The sequence below is a fragment of the Rudaea cellulosilytica DSM 22992 genome (assembly GCF_000378125.1).
GTDB classification, from domain to species: domain Bacteria; phylum Pseudomonadota; class Gammaproteobacteria; order Xanthomonadales; family Rhodanobacteraceae; genus Rudaea; species Rudaea cellulosilytica.
In genome coordinates, this window is sequence record NZ_KB899241.1 from 660,934 (window position 1) to 677,727 (window position 16,794).

17 protein-coding genes are annotated in these 16,794 nt (G+C 64.5%); 8 read left to right on the forward strand and 9 right to left on the reverse strand.

Going from position 1 to position 16,794, the window contains the following annotated elements; translation table 11 throughout:
• Positions 1-6: 6 nt before the first annotated feature.
• Positions 7-1,749 carry a DNA primase gene (dnaG, locus tag F455_RS0102980; protein WP_018971777.1) on the forward strand — a complete coding sequence of 581 codons (1,743 nt, stop codon included), beginning with the start codon at positions 7-9 and terminating at the stop codon, positions 1,747-1,749.
• 25 nt (positions 1,750-1,774) lie between these two features.
• On the opposite strand, the gene F455_RS0102985 is transcribed toward dnaG, so the two are convergent.
• Both F455_RS0102985 and F455_RS0102990 read right to left on the reverse strand, forming a co-directional pair.
• Positions 1,775-3,073, reverse strand: a complete 1,299-nt coding sequence (locus F455_RS0102985; RefSeq protein ID WP_018971778.1) for an MFS transporter — start codon at positions 3,071-3,073, stop codon at positions 1,775-1,777.
• Complete coding sequence (locus F455_RS0102990; RefSeq protein WP_026293011.1) at positions 3,063-3,521, reverse strand: YybH family protein; 459 nt, start codon at positions 3,519-3,521, stop codon at positions 3,063-3,065. The genes F455_RS0102985 and F455_RS0102990 overlap by 11 nt, the downstream gene beginning before the upstream one ends.
• A gap of 256 nt (positions 3,522-3,777) precedes the next feature.
• On the opposite strand from F455_RS0102990, the gene F455_RS0102995 reads away from it, so the two are divergent.
• From F455_RS0102995 to F455_RS0103015, 5 genes are all read left to right on the forward strand, one after another.
• Complete coding sequence (locus tag F455_RS0102995) at positions 3,778-3,987, forward strand: cold-shock protein (protein ID WP_018971780.1); 210 nt, start codon at positions 3,778-3,780, stop codon at positions 3,985-3,987.
• Positions 3,988-4,481: 494 nt separating this feature from the next.
• Complete coding sequence (locus F455_RS0103000; RefSeq protein WP_157578393.1) at positions 4,482-5,453, forward strand: hypothetical protein; 972 nt, start codon at positions 4,482-4,484, stop codon at positions 5,451-5,453.
• A 5-nt stretch (positions 5,454-5,458) separates the two neighbouring features.
• Positions 5,459-6,034: a GTP-binding protein gene (locus tag F455_RS0103005; protein WP_018971782.1), complete on the forward strand. Its 576-nt coding sequence runs from the start codon at positions 5,459-5,461 to the stop codon at positions 6,032-6,034.
• Complete coding sequence (locus F455_RS21765; RefSeq protein WP_018971783.1) at positions 6,031-6,441, forward strand: roadblock/LC7 domain-containing protein; 411 nt, start codon at positions 6,031-6,033, stop codon at positions 6,439-6,441. Before F455_RS0103005 ends, F455_RS21765 begins: the two co-directional genes overlap by 4 nt.
• 70 nt (positions 6,442-6,511) lie before the next feature.
• Positions 6,512-6,871 carry a hypothetical protein gene (locus F455_RS0103015; protein ID WP_018971784.1) on the forward strand — a complete coding sequence of 120 codons (360 nt, stop codon included), beginning with the start codon at positions 6,512-6,514 and terminating at the stop codon, positions 6,869-6,871.
• A 71-nt stretch (positions 6,872-6,942) separates the two neighbouring features.
• On the opposite strand, the gene F455_RS23175 is transcribed toward F455_RS0103015, so the two are convergent.
• The 3 genes from F455_RS23175 to F455_RS0103030 form a co-directional block, all read right to left on the reverse strand.
• The gene (locus F455_RS23175) at positions 6,943-8,442 is read right to left on the reverse strand and encodes a phytoene desaturase family protein (protein WP_018971785.1); all 1,500 of its coding nucleotides are present in this window, start codon (positions 8,440-8,442) and stop codon (positions 6,943-6,945) included.
• Positions 8,442-10,025 (reverse strand): phytoene desaturase family protein, encoded by a 1,584-nt coding sequence (locus tag F455_RS0103025; RefSeq protein WP_018971786.1) that lies wholly within the window; start codon positions 10,023-10,025, stop codon positions 8,442-8,444. Before F455_RS0103025 ends, F455_RS23175 begins: the two co-directional genes overlap by 1 nt.
• 142 nt (positions 10,026-10,167) lie before the next feature.
• Positions 10,168-11,364 (reverse strand): aminomethyl transferase family protein, encoded by a 1,197-nt coding sequence (locus tag F455_RS0103030; protein ID WP_018971787.1) that lies wholly within the window; start codon positions 11,362-11,364, stop codon positions 10,168-10,170.
• Positions 11,365-11,489: 125 nt separating this feature from the next.
• Between F455_RS0103030 and F455_RS0103035 the strand changes: the two genes are divergently transcribed.
• Both F455_RS0103035 and F455_RS0103040 read left to right on the forward strand, forming a co-directional pair.
• Positions 11,490-12,257, forward strand: a complete 768-nt coding sequence (locus tag F455_RS0103035) for a HipA family kinase (RefSeq protein WP_026293012.1) — start codon at positions 11,490-11,492, stop codon at positions 12,255-12,257.
• Positions 12,247-12,657, forward strand: a complete 411-nt coding sequence (locus F455_RS0103040) for a DUF3037 domain-containing protein (protein ID WP_018971789.1) — start codon at positions 12,247-12,249, stop codon at positions 12,655-12,657. Before F455_RS0103035 ends, F455_RS0103040 begins: the two co-directional genes overlap by 11 nt.
• Here F455_RS0103040 and F455_RS0103045 read toward each other — a convergent pair.
• The 4 genes from F455_RS0103045 to F455_RS0103060 form a co-directional block, all read right to left on the reverse strand.
• Entirely contained in the window at positions 12,617-13,906 is a 1,290-nt protein-coding gene (locus F455_RS0103045) for an MFS transporter (RefSeq protein ID WP_033409156.1), read from the reverse strand. The genes F455_RS0103040 and F455_RS0103045 overlap by 41 nt on opposite strands.
• Before the next feature lie 62 nt (positions 13,907-13,968).
• The gene (locus F455_RS0103050) at positions 13,969-14,448 is read right to left on the reverse strand and encodes a glutathione peroxidase (protein WP_018971791.1); all 480 of its coding nucleotides are present in this window, start codon (positions 14,446-14,448) and stop codon (positions 13,969-13,971) included.
• Between the two features lie 69 nt (positions 14,449-14,517).
• On the reverse strand, positions 14,518-14,916 hold the full coding sequence (locus F455_RS0103055; RefSeq protein WP_018971792.1) for a DUF2501 domain-containing protein: 399 nt from the start codon (positions 14,914-14,916) through the stop codon (positions 14,518-14,520).
• A gap of 104 nt (positions 14,917-15,020) precedes the next feature.
• Entirely contained in the window at positions 15,021-16,772 is a 1,752-nt protein-coding gene (locus F455_RS0103060) for an alpha/beta hydrolase-fold protein (protein ID WP_157578394.1), read from the reverse strand.
• Positions 16,773-16,794 lie beyond the last annotated feature (22 nt).

A 16,794-nucleotide genomic window follows, 5' to 3' on the forward strand; every position in this document is an offset into this window, starting at 1 on the left:
CGGTCCATGTCCGGCCGCATCCCCGCCCAATTCATCGACGAACTGCTCGCGCGCATCGACATCGTCGAGGTGATAGAGCAGCGCGTGCCGCTGCGCAAGGCTGGGCGCGACTGGAGCGCACGCTGCCCGTTTCACGACGAGCGCTCGCCGTCGTTCACGGTCAGTCCGGCCAAGCAGTTCTACCACTGCTTCGGCTGTGGCGCGCACGGCAGCGCGATCGGGTTCCTGATGAACTACGACCGCATGGAATTTCCCGACGCGGTCGAAGAACTTGCCGCGCGCGTCGGCCTCAAGGTGCCGTACGAGGGCGGCGGCGCGCGCCCGGTCGAGGATTCGACTGACCTGTACACCCTGCTCGATGCGGCAGCGAAGTTCTATCAGCGCGAGCTGGCGAAGAGCGACAAGGCGCGCGCCTATTTCGAATCGCGCGGACTCGATGCGGAGACGATCAGCCGCTTCGGCCTCGGCTACGCGCCCGATCAGTGGGATGCGCTGAAAACCGCGCTCGGCACTTCCGCGCAGCGCATGGCGCTACTCGAAAAGAGCGGCCTGGTCAAAAGCGGCGAGCGCGGCAAGTACGAATATTTCCGCAACCGGGTGATGTTCCCGATCGCCGACCGGCGCGGGCGCACGATCGCATTCGGCGGACGCATCCTCGAAAAAACCGAAGACTCCGGCCCGAAGTACCTTAACTCGCCCGAGACGACACTGTTCCATAAAGGCCAACAACTGTTCGCGCTCTGGCAGGTGCGTCAGGCGCACGCGAAGATTCCGCGCCTGATCGTGGTCGAAGGCTACATGGACGTGATCGCGCTGTTCCAGCACGGCGTGACCCAGGCCGTCGCCACGCTCGGCACCGCGACCACGCGCGATCATGCCGAACTGCTTTTTCGAAATTGTGCAGATGTATACTTCTGCTTCGACGGCGACCGTGCGGGTCGCGGCGCGGCGTGGAAGGCGGTCGAGTCGGTGCTGCCGCGCATGCGCGACGGGCGCCAGGCGTTCTTCCTGTTCCTGCCCGAAGGCGAGGACCCGGATTCGCTCGTGCGCAGCGAAGGACAAGGCGGTTTCGAGGAAAGATTGAAATCGGCGACACCGCTGTCCGAATTCTTCTTCGCGAACTTGAGCAGCGACGTGAATCTGGCCAGCCTCGACGGCAAGGCGCGCCTCGCCGAACGCGCGCGGCCGCTGCTGACTCAGATTCCCGATGGCGCGTTCCGCGACCTGATGCTGGCCGAGCTCGACCGGCGCGCGAATGTGACGCTGCGCATCGAAGCGCCCGTGAGCGACACGCCGCGCAAACCGACGCGGCCGCAGGAGCGCTCGCTCGTGCGCATCGCCGTTGCCCTGCTGCTGCAGAATCCCGGTTTTGCCGCCGCGATCGAGCCACCGCATACGTTCTCCGCGCTGCGCCTGCCCGGTATCGCGCTGCTCGTCGAAATGATCGCGCTGTGCCGCGAGCGGCGGGAGATTTCCACGGCTGCGATCGTCGATCTCTACGCCGAACGCGAGGAAGGTCGCGCGCTGCAAAAGCTCGCGGTGATGGAGTTCCCTGGCGGCGAAGACGCCTGGCGCGCGGAGTTCTTCGACGCGCTCAAACAGCTCGATCGGCAGACCATGCAGCAGCGCGTGGAAGATCTGATGAAGAAGCAGGCCGACAGTTCGATCACTGCTGTCGAGAAGGACGAGCTGCGCAACCTGCTGCCATTGAAGGGCGCCCCTTCAGCCAACCCTCCCCCGCAACGATAGAGCCTTCGGGAGAGGGCTTCGCGGCTCAGTCGTGGACCTGACCCGGCCTGATCGCAAGCAGGGCGAGCAAGGTCAACAACGCCGCACCGGCCAGATACCAGCCCACTGCGGCGATGCCGTAGTCGCGCGCCAGCGAGGTCGCGAAGTACGGCGCGAGCGAGGCACCGAGGATGCCGGCGAGATTGAACGCGAGCGAGGCGCCGGTGTAGCGCACCGCGGTCGGGAACAGCTCGGCCATCGCCGTGCCGAGCGGACCGTAGGTCAAGCCCATGAGAAACAGTCCGAGGGCGAGGAAGACCAGCACGAGCATCGGTTGATCCTTGACGAACATCGGCCCGAACAGCAGTCCAAAAGCCAGGATCGCGATCGTCGCGACGATCAGCATCGCGCGCCGGCCGCGCTTGTCGGCAATCACGGCCGACAGCGGGATGGCCACGGCGAACGCGAGCATGGCGAGGATCTGCATGATCAGGAACTGGCCGCGCGGATAGGCCAGCGGCCCCGTGCCCCAGCTCAACGAAAACACCGTCATCAAATAGAACAGGACGAAGGTCGCCAGGCAGACGAACGTCGCGATCACGAGGATCAGCGCATGGCGCGAGAGCACCGCGCCGATCGGCACCGCGACGCGCTCGTTCTGCTCGATCGCGCGCAGGAATGCCGGCGTCTCATTCAGGCGCAGGCGCACGTACAGGCCGACCAGGACAAGCAGCGAGGAAAGCAGGAACGGCACGCGCCAGCCCCAGGCGAAGAATTGCGCATCGTTCATCGTCGCGGTCAGAACGAGGAAAATTCCGGCCGAGCAGACAAAGCCGATCGGTGCACCGAGCTGCGGAAACATGCCGTACCACGCGCGCTTGCCCGGCGGCGCGTTCTCGGTCGCGAGCAGCACTGCACCGCCCCACTCGCCGCCGAGGCCGAGGCCCTGGCCGAAACGGCAGAGCACGAGCAGCAACGGCGCGGCGACACCGATTGCGGCATAGGTCGGCAACAGGCCGATGATCACGGTCGACACGCCCATCGTCAGCAACGCGGCGACGAGAGTCGCCTTGCGTCCGACACGGTCGCCAAAATGGCCGAACACGGCCGAACCGACCGGGCGTGCGAAGAAGGCGACGGCGAACGTCGCGAACGACTGCAGCTGCGCCGAGGTCGGGTCGCCAGCAGGGAAGAACAGCTTCGGGAACACGAGTACCGCAGCCGTGGCGAAGATGTAGAAATCGAAGAACTCGATCGTCGTGCCGATCAGGCTCGCGAACAACACACGCCATTTGGAGTTCACCGCAACTTCGCCGGTTTCGACCAGCGCCGCATTACTTGCCATCGCCACACACCTCGCTGCCTTTGTCGAACACGATACGCCACACACCGGACGGCTGGCGCTGCCAGATCGAATTGAACGTGGCGATGATCTTGCCGTCGGCACCCCGCACCGGCCCCGTGCTCAGCGCGAGCAGGCCCGAATCGAGTACCTCGACCTGCGCCGGCTCCCACGAGAACGGGGCGGCGGACTGCTCGAAATACTTCTTCCAGCCCGCCGCGACCTGGGCCTTGCCGCGCAGCGGCTCCTTGCCGCCGAAGAAGATCGCATCCTCTCCGAGGAAGCCCGCGAAGGCCGCGTGGTCGCGATCGGCCATGGTTTTCGCGAACGCGCGTTCGGTCGCCTCGACCTCCCGCTGCGCCTGCGCACGCGGAATTTTCTGCGCCGTGCCCGCGCACCCCGCGGTGACGAGGACGGCGAGCAATAGCATCCATATCGACCCGTATTTCATCAATCCCCCTGCGATTTGACCCCGATTGTGACAGGTGACGCACTGCTTGCGCAGCGTCCGGTGTGGCTTTTCCGTTAATTTGCCTGTATTGTGCACGCACTGCGTTTTGCAAAGGTCACAGTGCACCGTGGCCGTTGGGTCGATCCAACGAACCGCTTCACGTTTCGCCCGTGTTCTCCTTTCGCAATCACAGTCTCGGTTTCGGGTCTCCCGAAGTCGCGATTTTTCTTTCACTCATCTTTGCAAGGAGTTAAACATGGCTGACCGTCAGACCGGCACCGTGAAATGGTTCAACGACGCTAAGGGCTTTGGCTTCATCACCCCGGAAAGCGGCGCGGACCTGTTCGTCCACTTCCGTTCGATCCAGGGTTCGGGTTTCAAGACCCTGCAGGAAGGCCAGAAGGTCACCTTCGTGACCGTGCAGGGCCCGAAGGGCCTGCAGGCCGATCAGGTTCAAGTCGCCTGACCAAATCGGTTCCGATCAAAAGCCCCGCTCTCATGCGGGGCTTTTTTTTGCCCGTGCGAATGCACGGCCCCACGAGTCGCCTGCGTCGTGGCAGGGCAGCCCACGACTGTGTCTCGCGCTCAACAGTCGTCGAGATTCGGATCGCGCGTCGCGAGTTGCCGCCGCGGCGCGCTCCGGATGTGCGCATTAATTGGCAGTTCGCGGAAAGAACTTAAAAAAGTTTTCGTCCTCAGCGGCCCAATGCTGAAACGATCACACATTTTTAGTTGCGACCTTCCTAATATCTTTTCCGGGGTTTTAATACCGCGCTTCAATTCGCTCGATCTGCGATTGAAGAACTAAAATCAGGGGAAAGTAATTATGGGCATTCGCTACCCTGGCGCTGGGGTCGGGCTTGTGCGGCCTGCGAAAATGCACGGAACTGCGACAGGCAGCTCGCCCGTCGCCGCGGCGACTCCTTCTTCTTCTCGCACGACCGGTTAGCGCGCCTCGCCATGCTTTCCAGAGCGCGAAAACTGACCACTGTCGGCTTGCCATTGCGCGACGAACTGTTGATCAAGTCGCTCATCCAGGTGATCGGGACAAAAACAGTCGACGACTGGACATTTTACGAGGGCTTCGAAGCGGACGTAGCCCTGTGCAATCCGAATTCGAATCTCGCAGGCGTGGCGCTGCGGCGCGCCGGTCAATCCGCTGCCCCCACCTGCGTGTCCGTGGTCCACGACGGCGACGATTCGCTGCCGGGCACGAAGGTCCTGCATGCACCGATCAAGAGCAGCGAATTCATCGCGTTGCTCAACGATATCTCCCGTTCGACAGACCATATTCGCCGCGATGCCGCTCCGGTCGCTGCGGAAGCGGTCGACAGTCGCAGCGTCGCCGATACTCTGCACGAATTGATGCAGGCGAAATCGCCGGCCCTGCATGCCGTCAACTGCGGGGCGAAGACCGTCTTCATCGTCCCCGCATCGAGATCGCTGTATGCGGCAGCGCCACTTACGCAAACAGATTTGGCGCAATGGTCGAGCGCACGCGTGTTGCGCATCGATCGCATGGATGAGCAATCGGCCCGGCGCCTCGCCGGGCATACCGAAAGCCGACGCGATCTAGACGCGCTGCTGTGGCGAATCGGATTGGAAGGCAGCGACGGTGTATTGCTGCGCAGCCTGCCGCAAGGGGCAAAGTTCAGCCTCAAACACTGGCCGGATTTCGGCCGGCTCGCGCACGAGGCATTCCATTTCCGCATGGCTGCGTTGCTGTCGCGTGGTGCCTGCACGATCGAACAGCTCGCCGCAGCATCGAATCACACCTCGTGGGAAGCACGCGCCTTCGTCAACGCTTGCGCGATGTGCGACCTGATCCTGATCGACGCCGCGGCGGTCGAGCCGGCGCGAGCCGCAGCGCCGCAGCGCCGCTATTCGTCGATCCTGAAAACGATTCGCTCCGCCCTGGGTTTGCGCGCTTGATTGCCATGTCGCCACGTGAATACAAATTGATCTTCACCGGCAGCATGGGCGCGGGCAAGACCACGGCCATCGCCGCGGTCAGCGAAATCGAACCCTGCAGCACCGATGTCGCCAACAACGACAGCGGCGGCCACGCCAAGGCGACGACGACGGCGGCACTCGACTACGGCGAAATCACGCTGACCGGCGGCGACAAGCTGCGCCTGTACGGCACGCCCGGGCAATCGCGATTCGACTTCATGTGGAAGATCCTCGGCCAGGGCTCGCTCGGCGTGATCATCCTCATCGACAACAGCCGGCCCGATCCGCTGCGCGACCTGCGTGACTATGCACAGGCTTTCGGCGATGCGCTTGCGGAATCGCGTGCGGTAGTCGGCATCGGGCGCTGGCAAACCCATCCATCGCCGAGCATCGAGGAATTTCACGAGGCGGTGCGCGATCTCGGCTATGCGGCACCGGTCCTGTCCGTCGATGTGCGCGAGCGCCGCGACGTGCTGATGCTGCTCGACGTGCTGTTCCATCAGATCGAAGCGGCCGAGCAGCACGCCGTCCCGGCGATCGCCGACATGGAGACGCCATGAGCGCGGAAACCAAGCTCGTCAGTCGCACCGAGGCGTCGATCTACCATGCGCACATCGACGCTTTGATGACGTTGCAGCCGGAAATCTCCGGCGTGCTCATCTCGACGGTCGACGGGTTCGAGATCGCCGCCAAACTCACTCCGGGCTTGTCGGCGGCGAAGCTGTCGGCGATGACCAGCTCGCTGCTGGCCCTGGCCGAAGCGATGTGCAAGGAAACCGCGAGCGGAGCTTGCCGCGACATGGTCATCGATGCGGAAAAGAGTCGCATCCTGCTCATGGAGCTGCCGCATCACAAGCAGAAACTCGTCCTCGCCGTGCTCTGCACGAACAAGGTCACCCTCGGCCAGGTGCTGTGGGCCGTACGAACCTGCCGCGAACAGCTTTCGCGGCGACTCGACATGTTGTGAAACCACGCGGGCAGGTACGCATCGGCCTGCCGGCGACGAAATGACGATGCCAAAACAGAGGAGATACGCAATGGCTAATTTGAACGAATCGATGAGCGAACTGATGACGATCGACGGTGCGATGGCGGTCTCGCTCGTCGACAGCAACAGCGGGATGCTGCTGGCCCAGGCAGGCAGCGGCGTCGATCTCGAGGTCGCGGCTGCGGGCAACACCGAAGTCGTGCGCGCGAAACTGAAGACGATGAAAGCGCTCGGCCTCAAGGATGAAATCGAGGACATCCTGATCACGCTCGGCAAGCAGTACCACATCATCCGCCCGGTCGCGAGCAAAGCCGGACTGTTCTTCTACGTGGTGCTCGACCGCGCCCGCTCCAATCTCGCCCTCGCCCGGCGCAAGGTGCTCGACGTGGAAGGTGCATTGAAGATGTGAAGCAGAAGCCCGCGGCCCCTGCCGCGGATGAGAGGCCACGCGCGGATTGATCTCGATCCGCGCAGCCTTTGTTAGCGCGAGTCTCCGACAATCGACCTGGCCGCGTTGCGCCCGCTCGCGCCGCTGATGCCGCCGCCGCCGTGAACGCCGCTGCCGCACAGGTACAGCCCGTCGATCGGCGTCGCGTGTTTCGACCAGCCCGGCAGCGGGCGCATGAAGAATATCTGGTCGAGGATGAGCTGGCCGTGGTTGAGATCGCCCTCGCTCAAGCCGTAGTTCGATTCGAGATCGCGCGCTGTGATCACCTGCGTGCGCTGGACTGATGCCTTGAAACCTGGGTACTGCGCGTCGAGCGTATCGATCGCGCGCTGCGCGACGACGGCGCGCGCCGCCTCCCAGTCTGCCTGCCGCAGCGCATACGGCGCGAACTGGAAGTGGATCGAAACGATGTTGCCGCTCATGGTGACTTCCAGATACGGCTGCGCGGAAATCTCGCCGTACTTGGCCGCGTCATAGGCGCGCTCGAGATAGCGGATCGACGGCGCGACCGCGAGCGTGCCGTCCGGCAAACCGTGCCTGCCGTCCGTTGCGATATGCACCTTCGCCACGCAGCCGCGCAGCTTGATCGACTGCGCCTGCCAGACGAACTCGGGCGGCAGTTCGGCGGCGCCGACGAGTTGCAGGAACGTACGGCGCGGATCGGCCGCGGAGATCACGCAATCCGCGGTAATTTCCTCGCCGCTCGCCAGGCACACGCCGCGCGCACGCTGATGTTCGACGACGACGTTGCGCACTTCGGCCGACGTGCGTACCTCGCCACCGCGCGCGATCAGTGCCTCGACCAGCGCGGCAGTGATTGTACCGACACCGCCCGCAACCGGGCGATGCGCGAGTCCGCCGCGGTTGAGCCAGTTGTGCATCAGCGTGTAGCCGGTACCGGCCGACATCGGGCCGAGCGTGACGCCGTGGATCGCGAGCGCGGACACGGCCGCGCGCAACGCCTCGGACTCGAACCAGTCGCCGGTGAATTCCTCGGCCGACATCGACATCGCGCGCACGACGCGGAACATGTCGCGGCCGCCGAGGCGGCGCAGCTTCCACAGCAGGCCGGCCAGCGGCAACCCCTCACGCAGCGCGAAGTGCGGCAAACGCGGCATCGGCGTGCGGTAGGCGGCATCGAGAAACGCCGCGGCGCGATCCATGAAGGTGACGAACTCGGGCCAGCGCTCGGCGTCGCGTGCGGAGAACTCGCGGATCGCCGCGCTCGCGCGCGCGGGATCGGCATCGAGGGTCAGACGCTTGCCGCCGTCAAGTAGGCAGGTGTACGCCGAACCCGCGCGCGGCGCTTCGATGCGCAAGCCGAGATCGGCGACGATATCCGGGCGCAGCTGCGCACTCGCATGCAACGTGTCGACGTTGTTGAACCCGTCACCGAGCGATTCGCTGACAAGCTGGCCGCCAGGAATGTTCCGGCGTTCGAGCACGAGCACCTTCTTGCCGGCCTTGGCCAGATAGTTCGCGGCGACCAATCCGTTGTGGCCCGCGCCGATGATGATGACGTCGTAGGCCATTATTTCCGATCCTTGAGTATCGCTTCGGCCGCGAGCTTGCCGGGTGCGCCCATGACGCCACCGCCGGGGTGTGCGCCGGCCGCACCGAAGTAGTAGCCCGGCAGCGGCGTGCGGAAATCGGCCCATTGCGGCGCAGGCCGGAAGAAGAACAGTTGGTGCAGCAGCAGTTCGCCGTGGAAGATGTTGCCGCCGGTGATGCCGGCGATACGCTCGATGTCCTTCGGCGTGATCATCTGCTTGCCGACGATGCACTGGCGGATGTTCGGCGCGTACTTCTCGATCGTCGAGATCACGGTCTCGCCGAATGCCTCGCGCTTGGCATCGTCCCAGCCACCCTCGAGGTCGTATGGCGCGTACTGCACGAAGCACGACATCACGTGATGCCCCGGCGGCGCCATGTCGCGGTCGATCATCGATGGGATGATCATGTCGATGTACGGGTTCTTCGAGTACTGGCCGTACTTCGCTTCGTCGTAGGCACGCTCGATGTAGTCGATGCTCGGGCTGATCGAGATCGCGCCGCGGTGCAGCGGCCCTTCGCCGGGCAGGCAGGTGAAATCGGGCAGCGCGTTGAGCGCGATGTTGACCTTGCCCGACGAGCCGCGCACGCGGAAGCTGCGCACCGCATCGGTGAATTCGCCAGGAAGATGCTTGTCGTCGACGAACTGCAGGAACGTGCGCTTCGGATCGGCCGCGGACAGCACGATCTTCGCCTGCAGCTCGTCGCCGTTCTGCAACGCGACGCCGGCCGCGACGCCGCCCTTGACGATGACCTTGTCGACCGGCGCATTGGTGCGGATCTCGACGCCGAGTGCGCGCGCCGAGCGTGCAATCGCAGCGGAGACACCGCCGGTGCCGTTCTTGGCGAAACCCCAGGCGCGAAACGCGCCGTCGATCTCGCCCATGTAGTGGTGCAGCAGCACGTAGGCTGTGCCCGGTGAGCGCGGGCCGAGGAACGTGCCGATAATGCCGCTCGCCGACTTCGTGCCCTTGAGCGCATCGAACTCGAACCATTCGTCAAGCAGGTCGGCCGAGGACTGGGTCACGAGTTTGGCGATTCGGTACAGCTCTTTCTCGCTGAGGCTGCGTGCGTACTGGCCTAGCTTGAGCAGGCCGAGCAGATCGCGCGGGCTCAGGCTCGACGGATCGGGAGGCACCATGCTGATGATGGGCTTGATCGCCTTCGCCGCGCGCGCCATGACGCGCGAATACTCGTCGTAGGCCTCGGCGTCCTTCGGCGAATGGCGATAGACCTCCTGCCGAGTCAGGTCGTGGTCGTCCCAGCTGCCGAGATAGTCGCCGTTGTCGAGCGGCGTCACTGTGCTCGGCAGCGGCAGGATCTTCAAACCGTGCCTGGGCAATTCGAGATCGCGGATGATCTCCGGCCGCAACAGGCTGACCACGTAGCTGAATTCGGTGAAGCGATAGCCGGGGAAGATCTCCTCGGTCATCGCCGCGCCACCGACCACTTCGCGGCGCTCGAGCACCACAACCTTCTTGCCGGCGCGCGCGAGGTAGGCGGCTGCAACGAGGCCATTGTGGCCTGCGCCGATGACGATCGCGTCGTATTGATTGCTACTCATTCAAACCCTCTCGACAAAACATCCGTGCAGCATTCGGCACACGGATATGCCGACGAATCGGCGGCCAAATCACCGATTCGACAAGCGTGACGCGGCTCTGCCGCGATCGCTTGTCTGCGAACCGCGGCCCCGGTTTCGCAATTCATTTGCGTTTCCATTCGGGTTCATAAAAGGGCAGCTTGACCACCGTCGCCGGCGCATGCAGGCGATGATGCTCGACCGTGACTTCCATCGCGAGGCGCGTGCCGGGTTCGTAGTGCGGGCGCTGCACGTGCGCTAGCGCGATGTATTTCTTCAGTACCGGTGACCAGGTACTCGTCGAGGCATAGCCGATCTGCTTGCCGGCATGCATCACCGGCAGGCTCCCGCGCATCGCCATGCCCGGAATCTGCGGCGGCAAGCCGACGCGCGCATAGAGCTGTTCGAGTCCTTGCCAGTCGACTTCGAGGCCGATGAGTTTCCACGCGGAACCCTCCTTGTGTTCGCGCTCGAGCGCGCGGCGGCCGACGAAATAGCCCGGCTTGTCGAGCGCGACCGTCCAGCCCAGGCCCATCTCGAATGGCGTCGACTTTTGCCCGCCGATCCAGGCGTGGTTGGCCGCGGTGTAATCGACGTCAATCATGAACAGACCGGCCTCGACGCGCGCCATGTCCATCGCGAGGATGCCGCAGGGGACGATGCCGTAGTCGCGGCCGGCCTCGATCAGCGCGTCCCAGACCGCGAGCGCGTCACCCGCGTCCATCCAGATCTCGTAGCCGAGGTCGCCCGTGTAGCCGGTGCGTGAGATCGTCACCGGCTTGCCGGCCAGTGCCGATTCGGTCATGCGGAAGAACTTGAGCTTGTCGAGCGGCTTGGCGCAGACGCGATTGAGGATCGCGCGCGACTTCGGCCCCTGCAGGCTCAGCGCGGCGACCTGGTCGGTGACCTCGGTGATCGTCACGTCCATGCCGACCGCGTTCATCGCCAGCCAGCGCAGGCTCGGCTCGGCCGAGGTCAGGCGGAATTTCGTTTCCGCCAGGCGCGAGATCGTACCGTCGTCGAGCATCTTGCCATCGTCGTCGCACCAGCCGGTGTAGAACACCTGGCCCACCGCCATCTTGAGCACGTCGCGCGGGGTCATGCGGTGCAGCAGCTTCGCCGCGTCGGGGCCTTCGATGACGTATTTCATCAGCGGCGTGATGTCGATCAGCGCAGCCGCATCGCGAATCGCCCAGTATTCGCGGTCGAGGACGAGGTCGTACGAGCCGGCGACGATATAGCCGGCCCAGCGCCGCCAGTTCTGCGGCAGCGAAAGGCGCGAAGTACGCTCGTGGAACGGCGTGCGCTTGAGTTCGAACATGATTTCCCATTCCCGCCGCCGTTGCTGCGGCCGTCGACGGATTATGGGCGAGCGCCCCGGCGCAGCGCCAGCGCGGCGCAGCATGGACGCCAGGCGGGGCTATCGTCGATCATTGCGCGATGAAACTGCGCACGGTCACCGCCACCCGCTACGTCACTCCGCTGCGCGAGGGCGGTTCGCTGCCGGCCATCGTCGAGGCCGACGACCAGGGTCTGTACGTGCTCAAGTTCCGCGGCGCGGGGCAAGGTCCGCGTGCGTTGATCGCCGAACTCGTCGCCGGCGAGATCGCGCGCGCGGCCGCGCTCGCCGTGCCCGAGATCGTCTTCGTCGAGCTCGACGCGGAACTCGCGCGCACCGAACCCGATCCCGAGATCCAGGAGCTGATCCGCGCGAGCGCCGGCCTCAACCTCGCGCTCGACTACTTGCCCGGCTCGGTCACGTTCGATCCGCTGGTCGAGCAACCCGACGCCGAACTCGCCTCGCGCATCGTCTGGTTCGATGCCTACGTCAGCAACGTCGACCGCACCGCGCGCAACGCGAACATGCTGGTCTGGCACCGCAAGCTGCGCCTGATCGACCATGGCGCGGCGCTGTACTTCCATCACGATTGGGATGACTGGCGCGCGCGCAGCACGCGACCGTTCGCGCAGATCAAGAACCATGTGCTGCTGCCGTTCGCGAGCCGCATCGCCGAAGTCGACGAGAGCATGCGCGCGGCGATCGCTCCGGCGATCAACGATATCGTCGCGCAAATTCCGGGTGCGTGGCTGGCGGATGGCGCACCATTCGCGGCTGCGCGCGAACATCGCGCAGCCTATGTCGAATACCTCACGCGCCGGCTCGACGCACCGCGCGCATTCGTTGCGGAGGCAATCCGTGCCCATGCAGCCTGAGCGCAGCCACGCCACTTACGACTACGCGATCATCCGCGTCGTGCCGCGCGTGGAGCGCGGGGAATTCCTCAATGCGGGCGTGATCCTGGCCTGTCAGGACACAAGTTTTCTCGACGCGCGCATCGAGCTCGATGAAGCACGACTGCTCGCGCTCGATCCAGGTGCGGACCTCGCCACGATCGCGCAGCATCTCGCCGCGATTCCGGCGATCTGCGCCGGCGGCAAGCGCGCCGGTCCGCTCGCCGTGCTGTCGCGCCGTGAGCGTTTCGACTGGCTGACCGCACCGCGCAGCGCGCTGATCCAGACCTCGCCCGTGCATACCGGGCGCTGCGGCGACCCGGGCGCCGCGCTCGAAGCGCTTATGCGAAAGATGGTGCGTACGAGCGCTGACGCGCGTTGAGCAGCACGACCGCGATACCGAGCAGGCACAACGCGGCGACGTAGTGTGCCGGTGCGAGCCGATCGAACTTGAGCACCCAGCCGATGAAGATCGGGGTCAGGCCGCCGAACACGGCATAGGCCAGGTTGTAAGAGAACGCGACGCCGGTGAAACGCACCGGCGCGGGAAATGCGCGCACGAGCAGGGTCGGGATCACGCTGACCACACCTACGCTGAGGCCAGCGACGAACGACAGCGGGTACAGGTATTGCGGCGCGGCGGCGACACCGAGATAGAACGCGTAGACGACACCGATCAGCACCGCGCAGCCGAGTGCGGACACGCGCGTGGTGCCGAAACGGTCCGCAGCGAGGCCGAAACCGAGGTTGCCGAGCGCGAGGCCCACGGTCGCGATCGTGTCGGCAGTGAAGGCGATCGCCGGTGCGATGCCGTCGAGCTTCTGGATCAGCTTTGGCGTCATCAGGATCATGACCACGATCGCCGCCGTCAGCACCCAGGTCAGCGCCACGCAGGCGAGCACAGCGCCGCCGTGGCCGCGCAGCGCGGCCGCAAGCGGCAGCTCGCGCGAAAGCTCGCGGCGCCGGCGCAACTCCTCGAACACCGGTGTCTCGGCCAGCATGCGCCGCAGCAGCACGGCGAAGAAACCGAACACGCCGCCGACCAGGAACGGGATGCGCCAGCCATAGTCGAGCATCTGCGCCGGCGTGAGCGCGGTGTTGAGGGTGGCGGCAAGCAATGAGCCAGCAAGGATGCCTAAGGTCAGACCCGAGGTCAGCGTGCCGCAGGCAAATGCCGTACGCGTCGCCGGTACGTGCTCGGCGACGAAGGTCCATGCGCCAGGCACCTCGCCGCCGACCGCCGCGCCTTGCACGATGCGCAATAGAAGCAGCGCAATCGGCGCGAGGTAGCCGATCTGCGCATAGGTCGGCAGCAGGCCGATCAGCAGCGTCGGCACAGCCATGAGGAACACGCTCAGTGTGAACATGCGCTTGCGCCCGGTCTTGTCGCCGAAATGCGCCATGACCACGCCGCCGAGCGGGCGCGCGAAGTAGCCCGCGGCGAACACACCCCAGGTCTGCAGCTCGCGCAGCCAAGGCGCGGTCGAGGCCGGGAAGAACAGCGTGCCGATCTGCTCGGCAAGGTAGACGAAGAGAATGAAATCGTAGAACTCGAGCGCGCCGCCGAGCGCGGCGAGCGAGAGAGTTTTCAGGTCTTGGCGGGAAAGTGATGCACTGCCTTGGCTGCTCATTGCGATAACAGGGCCCTGTAGCTTCGGGTCGTCCGCCGCGACGGCGGGACTCTTCGCGGCGCTCACAGCACCGCGGCGATTTCCTTCTCGATCGATTCCGGCGTGTCGGTCGGCGCGTAGCGTTTGACCACCTTGCCGTGCTTGTCGACGAGAAACTTGGTGAAATTCCACTTGATCGACTCGCTGCCGAGCAGACCCTTGGCCTCGTGTTTGAGGTATTTGTACAGCGGGTCGGTGTTCGCCCCGTTGACGTCGATCTTGGCGAACAGCGGGAACTGCACGTCGTAGTTGAGCGAGCAGAAGTTCTTGATCTCTGCCTCGTCGCCCGGCTCCTGATGGCCGAACTGGTCGCAGGGAAAGCCGAGCACCACGAGGCCCTTGTCCTTGAGCTTTTCGTAGAGCGCCTCCAGCCCCTTGTACTGCGGCGTGAATCCGCATTTGCTGGCGACGTTGACTACGAGCATCGCCTTGCCTTTGTAGGCGCCGAGCGACTGCTCCTTGCCATCGATGTCCTTCGCACTGAAGTCGTAAATGCTCGCCATGGCGGCCTCCGCACCGGTGGGAATTCGCCTAATGTGCGGATGCCGCCAAAGAAAGTCCAGCGTCCTAGGTCAAAGCAGCGATTTGGCGTGATCGAGCACGCTCGCGCAGGCCTTTTTGGTGATCGACTTCTTCATCGAACCGAGCTGTCCGATGTCGACCGATTTGCCGTCGCTGGTCTTGACCAGGCCCTTGGCGCCATCGTCGTAATCGGACTTGTCGGAATCGCCACCCATCTTGCCCATCAGCTTGTCCTTGATGCCGGAGGCGCCGCCGTCCAGATAGTTGTTCTTCACGCAGTACTCGACCACGCCTGCGGCATTGCCGGCACTGCCCGAGGCGAGCGAGGACACGTCCGCGCCGCCGGCGAGGCCCTTGAGGTCGCCCAGCTGCGCACCGGCGCTGCCGACGAGACCGAATACCGCAACGATTCCGCCCATTACCGCCAAGCCGATTGTGTTCGCCTTCATGGTTTCGCTCTCCCGTGTGGATCGCGGCGAGCGCTCGCCGCGATGGAGCGGAATCTACCGCCCGCGATCGGAAGAAACCGTTAACGCGCAATCGCGGCCGCTGCTCAATAGCGCCAGCTGCTCAGGTCGGCGCCTTTGGGCGCGGTCTTCTCGATGCGCTCGACGATCTTCGGCAGGTACATCGTGTTGTAGCGCAGGCGCGAGTAGGCGTTCGGCGTATTCGCATCGCCATTCCAGCAATGTTCGTCGCGCAGGCCGTACTTCACTTCACCTTCGTAGGCCGGATCGCGAAAGCCCTCCAGCGCCGCCTGCATGAGATACACGGCGTCGTTGAGGAAATAGTTGTCGGAAAGGCCGACGTAGACGTGCAGCTTGCCGCGCAGCTTGGCGCCGATCTTGGGCCAGTTGCGCTTGAGATAGTCGGTCAGGTCCCAGTGCTCGCGCCAGTAGGCGGCGACATCGTGGTCGATCACGCCGCTGCGCTTGTCGAAGATTTGCTTCGGATAGCCGTCGGGCCCGACCGGCGAGTACACCGCCTGCCAGATGTCCCACTGCTCGGTCGAGCGGCCGTTGCTGCCGAGCATCAATTCGTAGTTCATTGCGTCGGGCATGGCCCAGATCGTGCGGCCGAGATAGTCGCGCATCGCCGGTTGGGCGATGCGCTTCATCGGCCCTTGCATCCAGACCGCGTTCTTGTCGTCGTAGAGGTTGATGTGCGTGTAGGCGTGGAAGTCGACCGGATCGGGACAGGCGCCGAACGCGCCGTTGTAATAGTCGGGATTGAAGATCTGCACGGCCAGCGCTTCCCAGCCGCCGGTCGAACCGCCGTAGACGAAGCGCGACCAGCCTGTGCCGAGTCCGCGGAACTGCTTCTCGATCGCCGGGATCAATTCCTGCTCGATCGCGCTGCCGTACGGTCCCACATTGGCCGAATCGATCGCATAGGAATCGTCGTAGTACGGATTCGCGTGCTGCAACTTGACGATCAGCACGCGCGGGAAATCCTTCGACGTCCATTGCTGGTAGAACTTGTACGCCTCTTCCTGCTGGATGCGGTTGTAGCCGGCGAGATGGAAGCGCTCGCTGTAGTCGGGTTTGAGGTTCGGATCGGGCGGTTCGGTACGGAAGCCGTCGAAGTCGGGCACGAAATGATCGTGGAAGATGACGAGCGGGAAGTGGGACTTCGGATGTGCGTCGAAACCCTCCGGCACGAGCACGACCGCAGACAGGAACATCGGCCGACCCCAGAATTTCGACAGCAGCTTGCTCTCGATGCGGATGTGGCGGATGTACTTCGTATCCTTCGCTGGCGCGATAGCCGGAATCGTCTGGTCGACCGCGATCGTCAGCGGCGCACCACCCTCGATCCTGCCGCCGGCGCCGAGCGTGATCTTCTGCGGCTTCGAGTAGAAGTTGCCCGGCTTGATGTTCCAGTGCTGGCCCTCGCCTTGATCCGGCGGCAGGTCGAGCACGCGGCCGTCGGCGAGATGGAAGGTTTCGTAGCGGTTGAGTAGCGCCTGCACGTTGTACGTGCCGGGCGGCAAGTCGCTGATGCGCACGACCGGGTAGCCGTCGGCGGCAGCATCGATCGCGACTGCCGCACCCGGTTTCCAGTCCTTAACGTTCTGGCCGAACGCGGCCTGCGAGGCGATCGTGTGATCGACCTGATTGCGCGGCTCATCGGAGAAGTCGTTCGAGAACAGCAGCATCAGGCGACCCTGCTGCGACGTCTTCGCCGCCGCGGCGGGCAACTGCACGCTGAAATCCGTTGCCGTTTTCGCCGTGCCATCGGCGACGGCCGGGCCACTCGCGAGAACAAGCAATGCCAGCCCAAGCCACGAACGTTCGATACGCATCGCCATCCCCATCGCCGGTTCG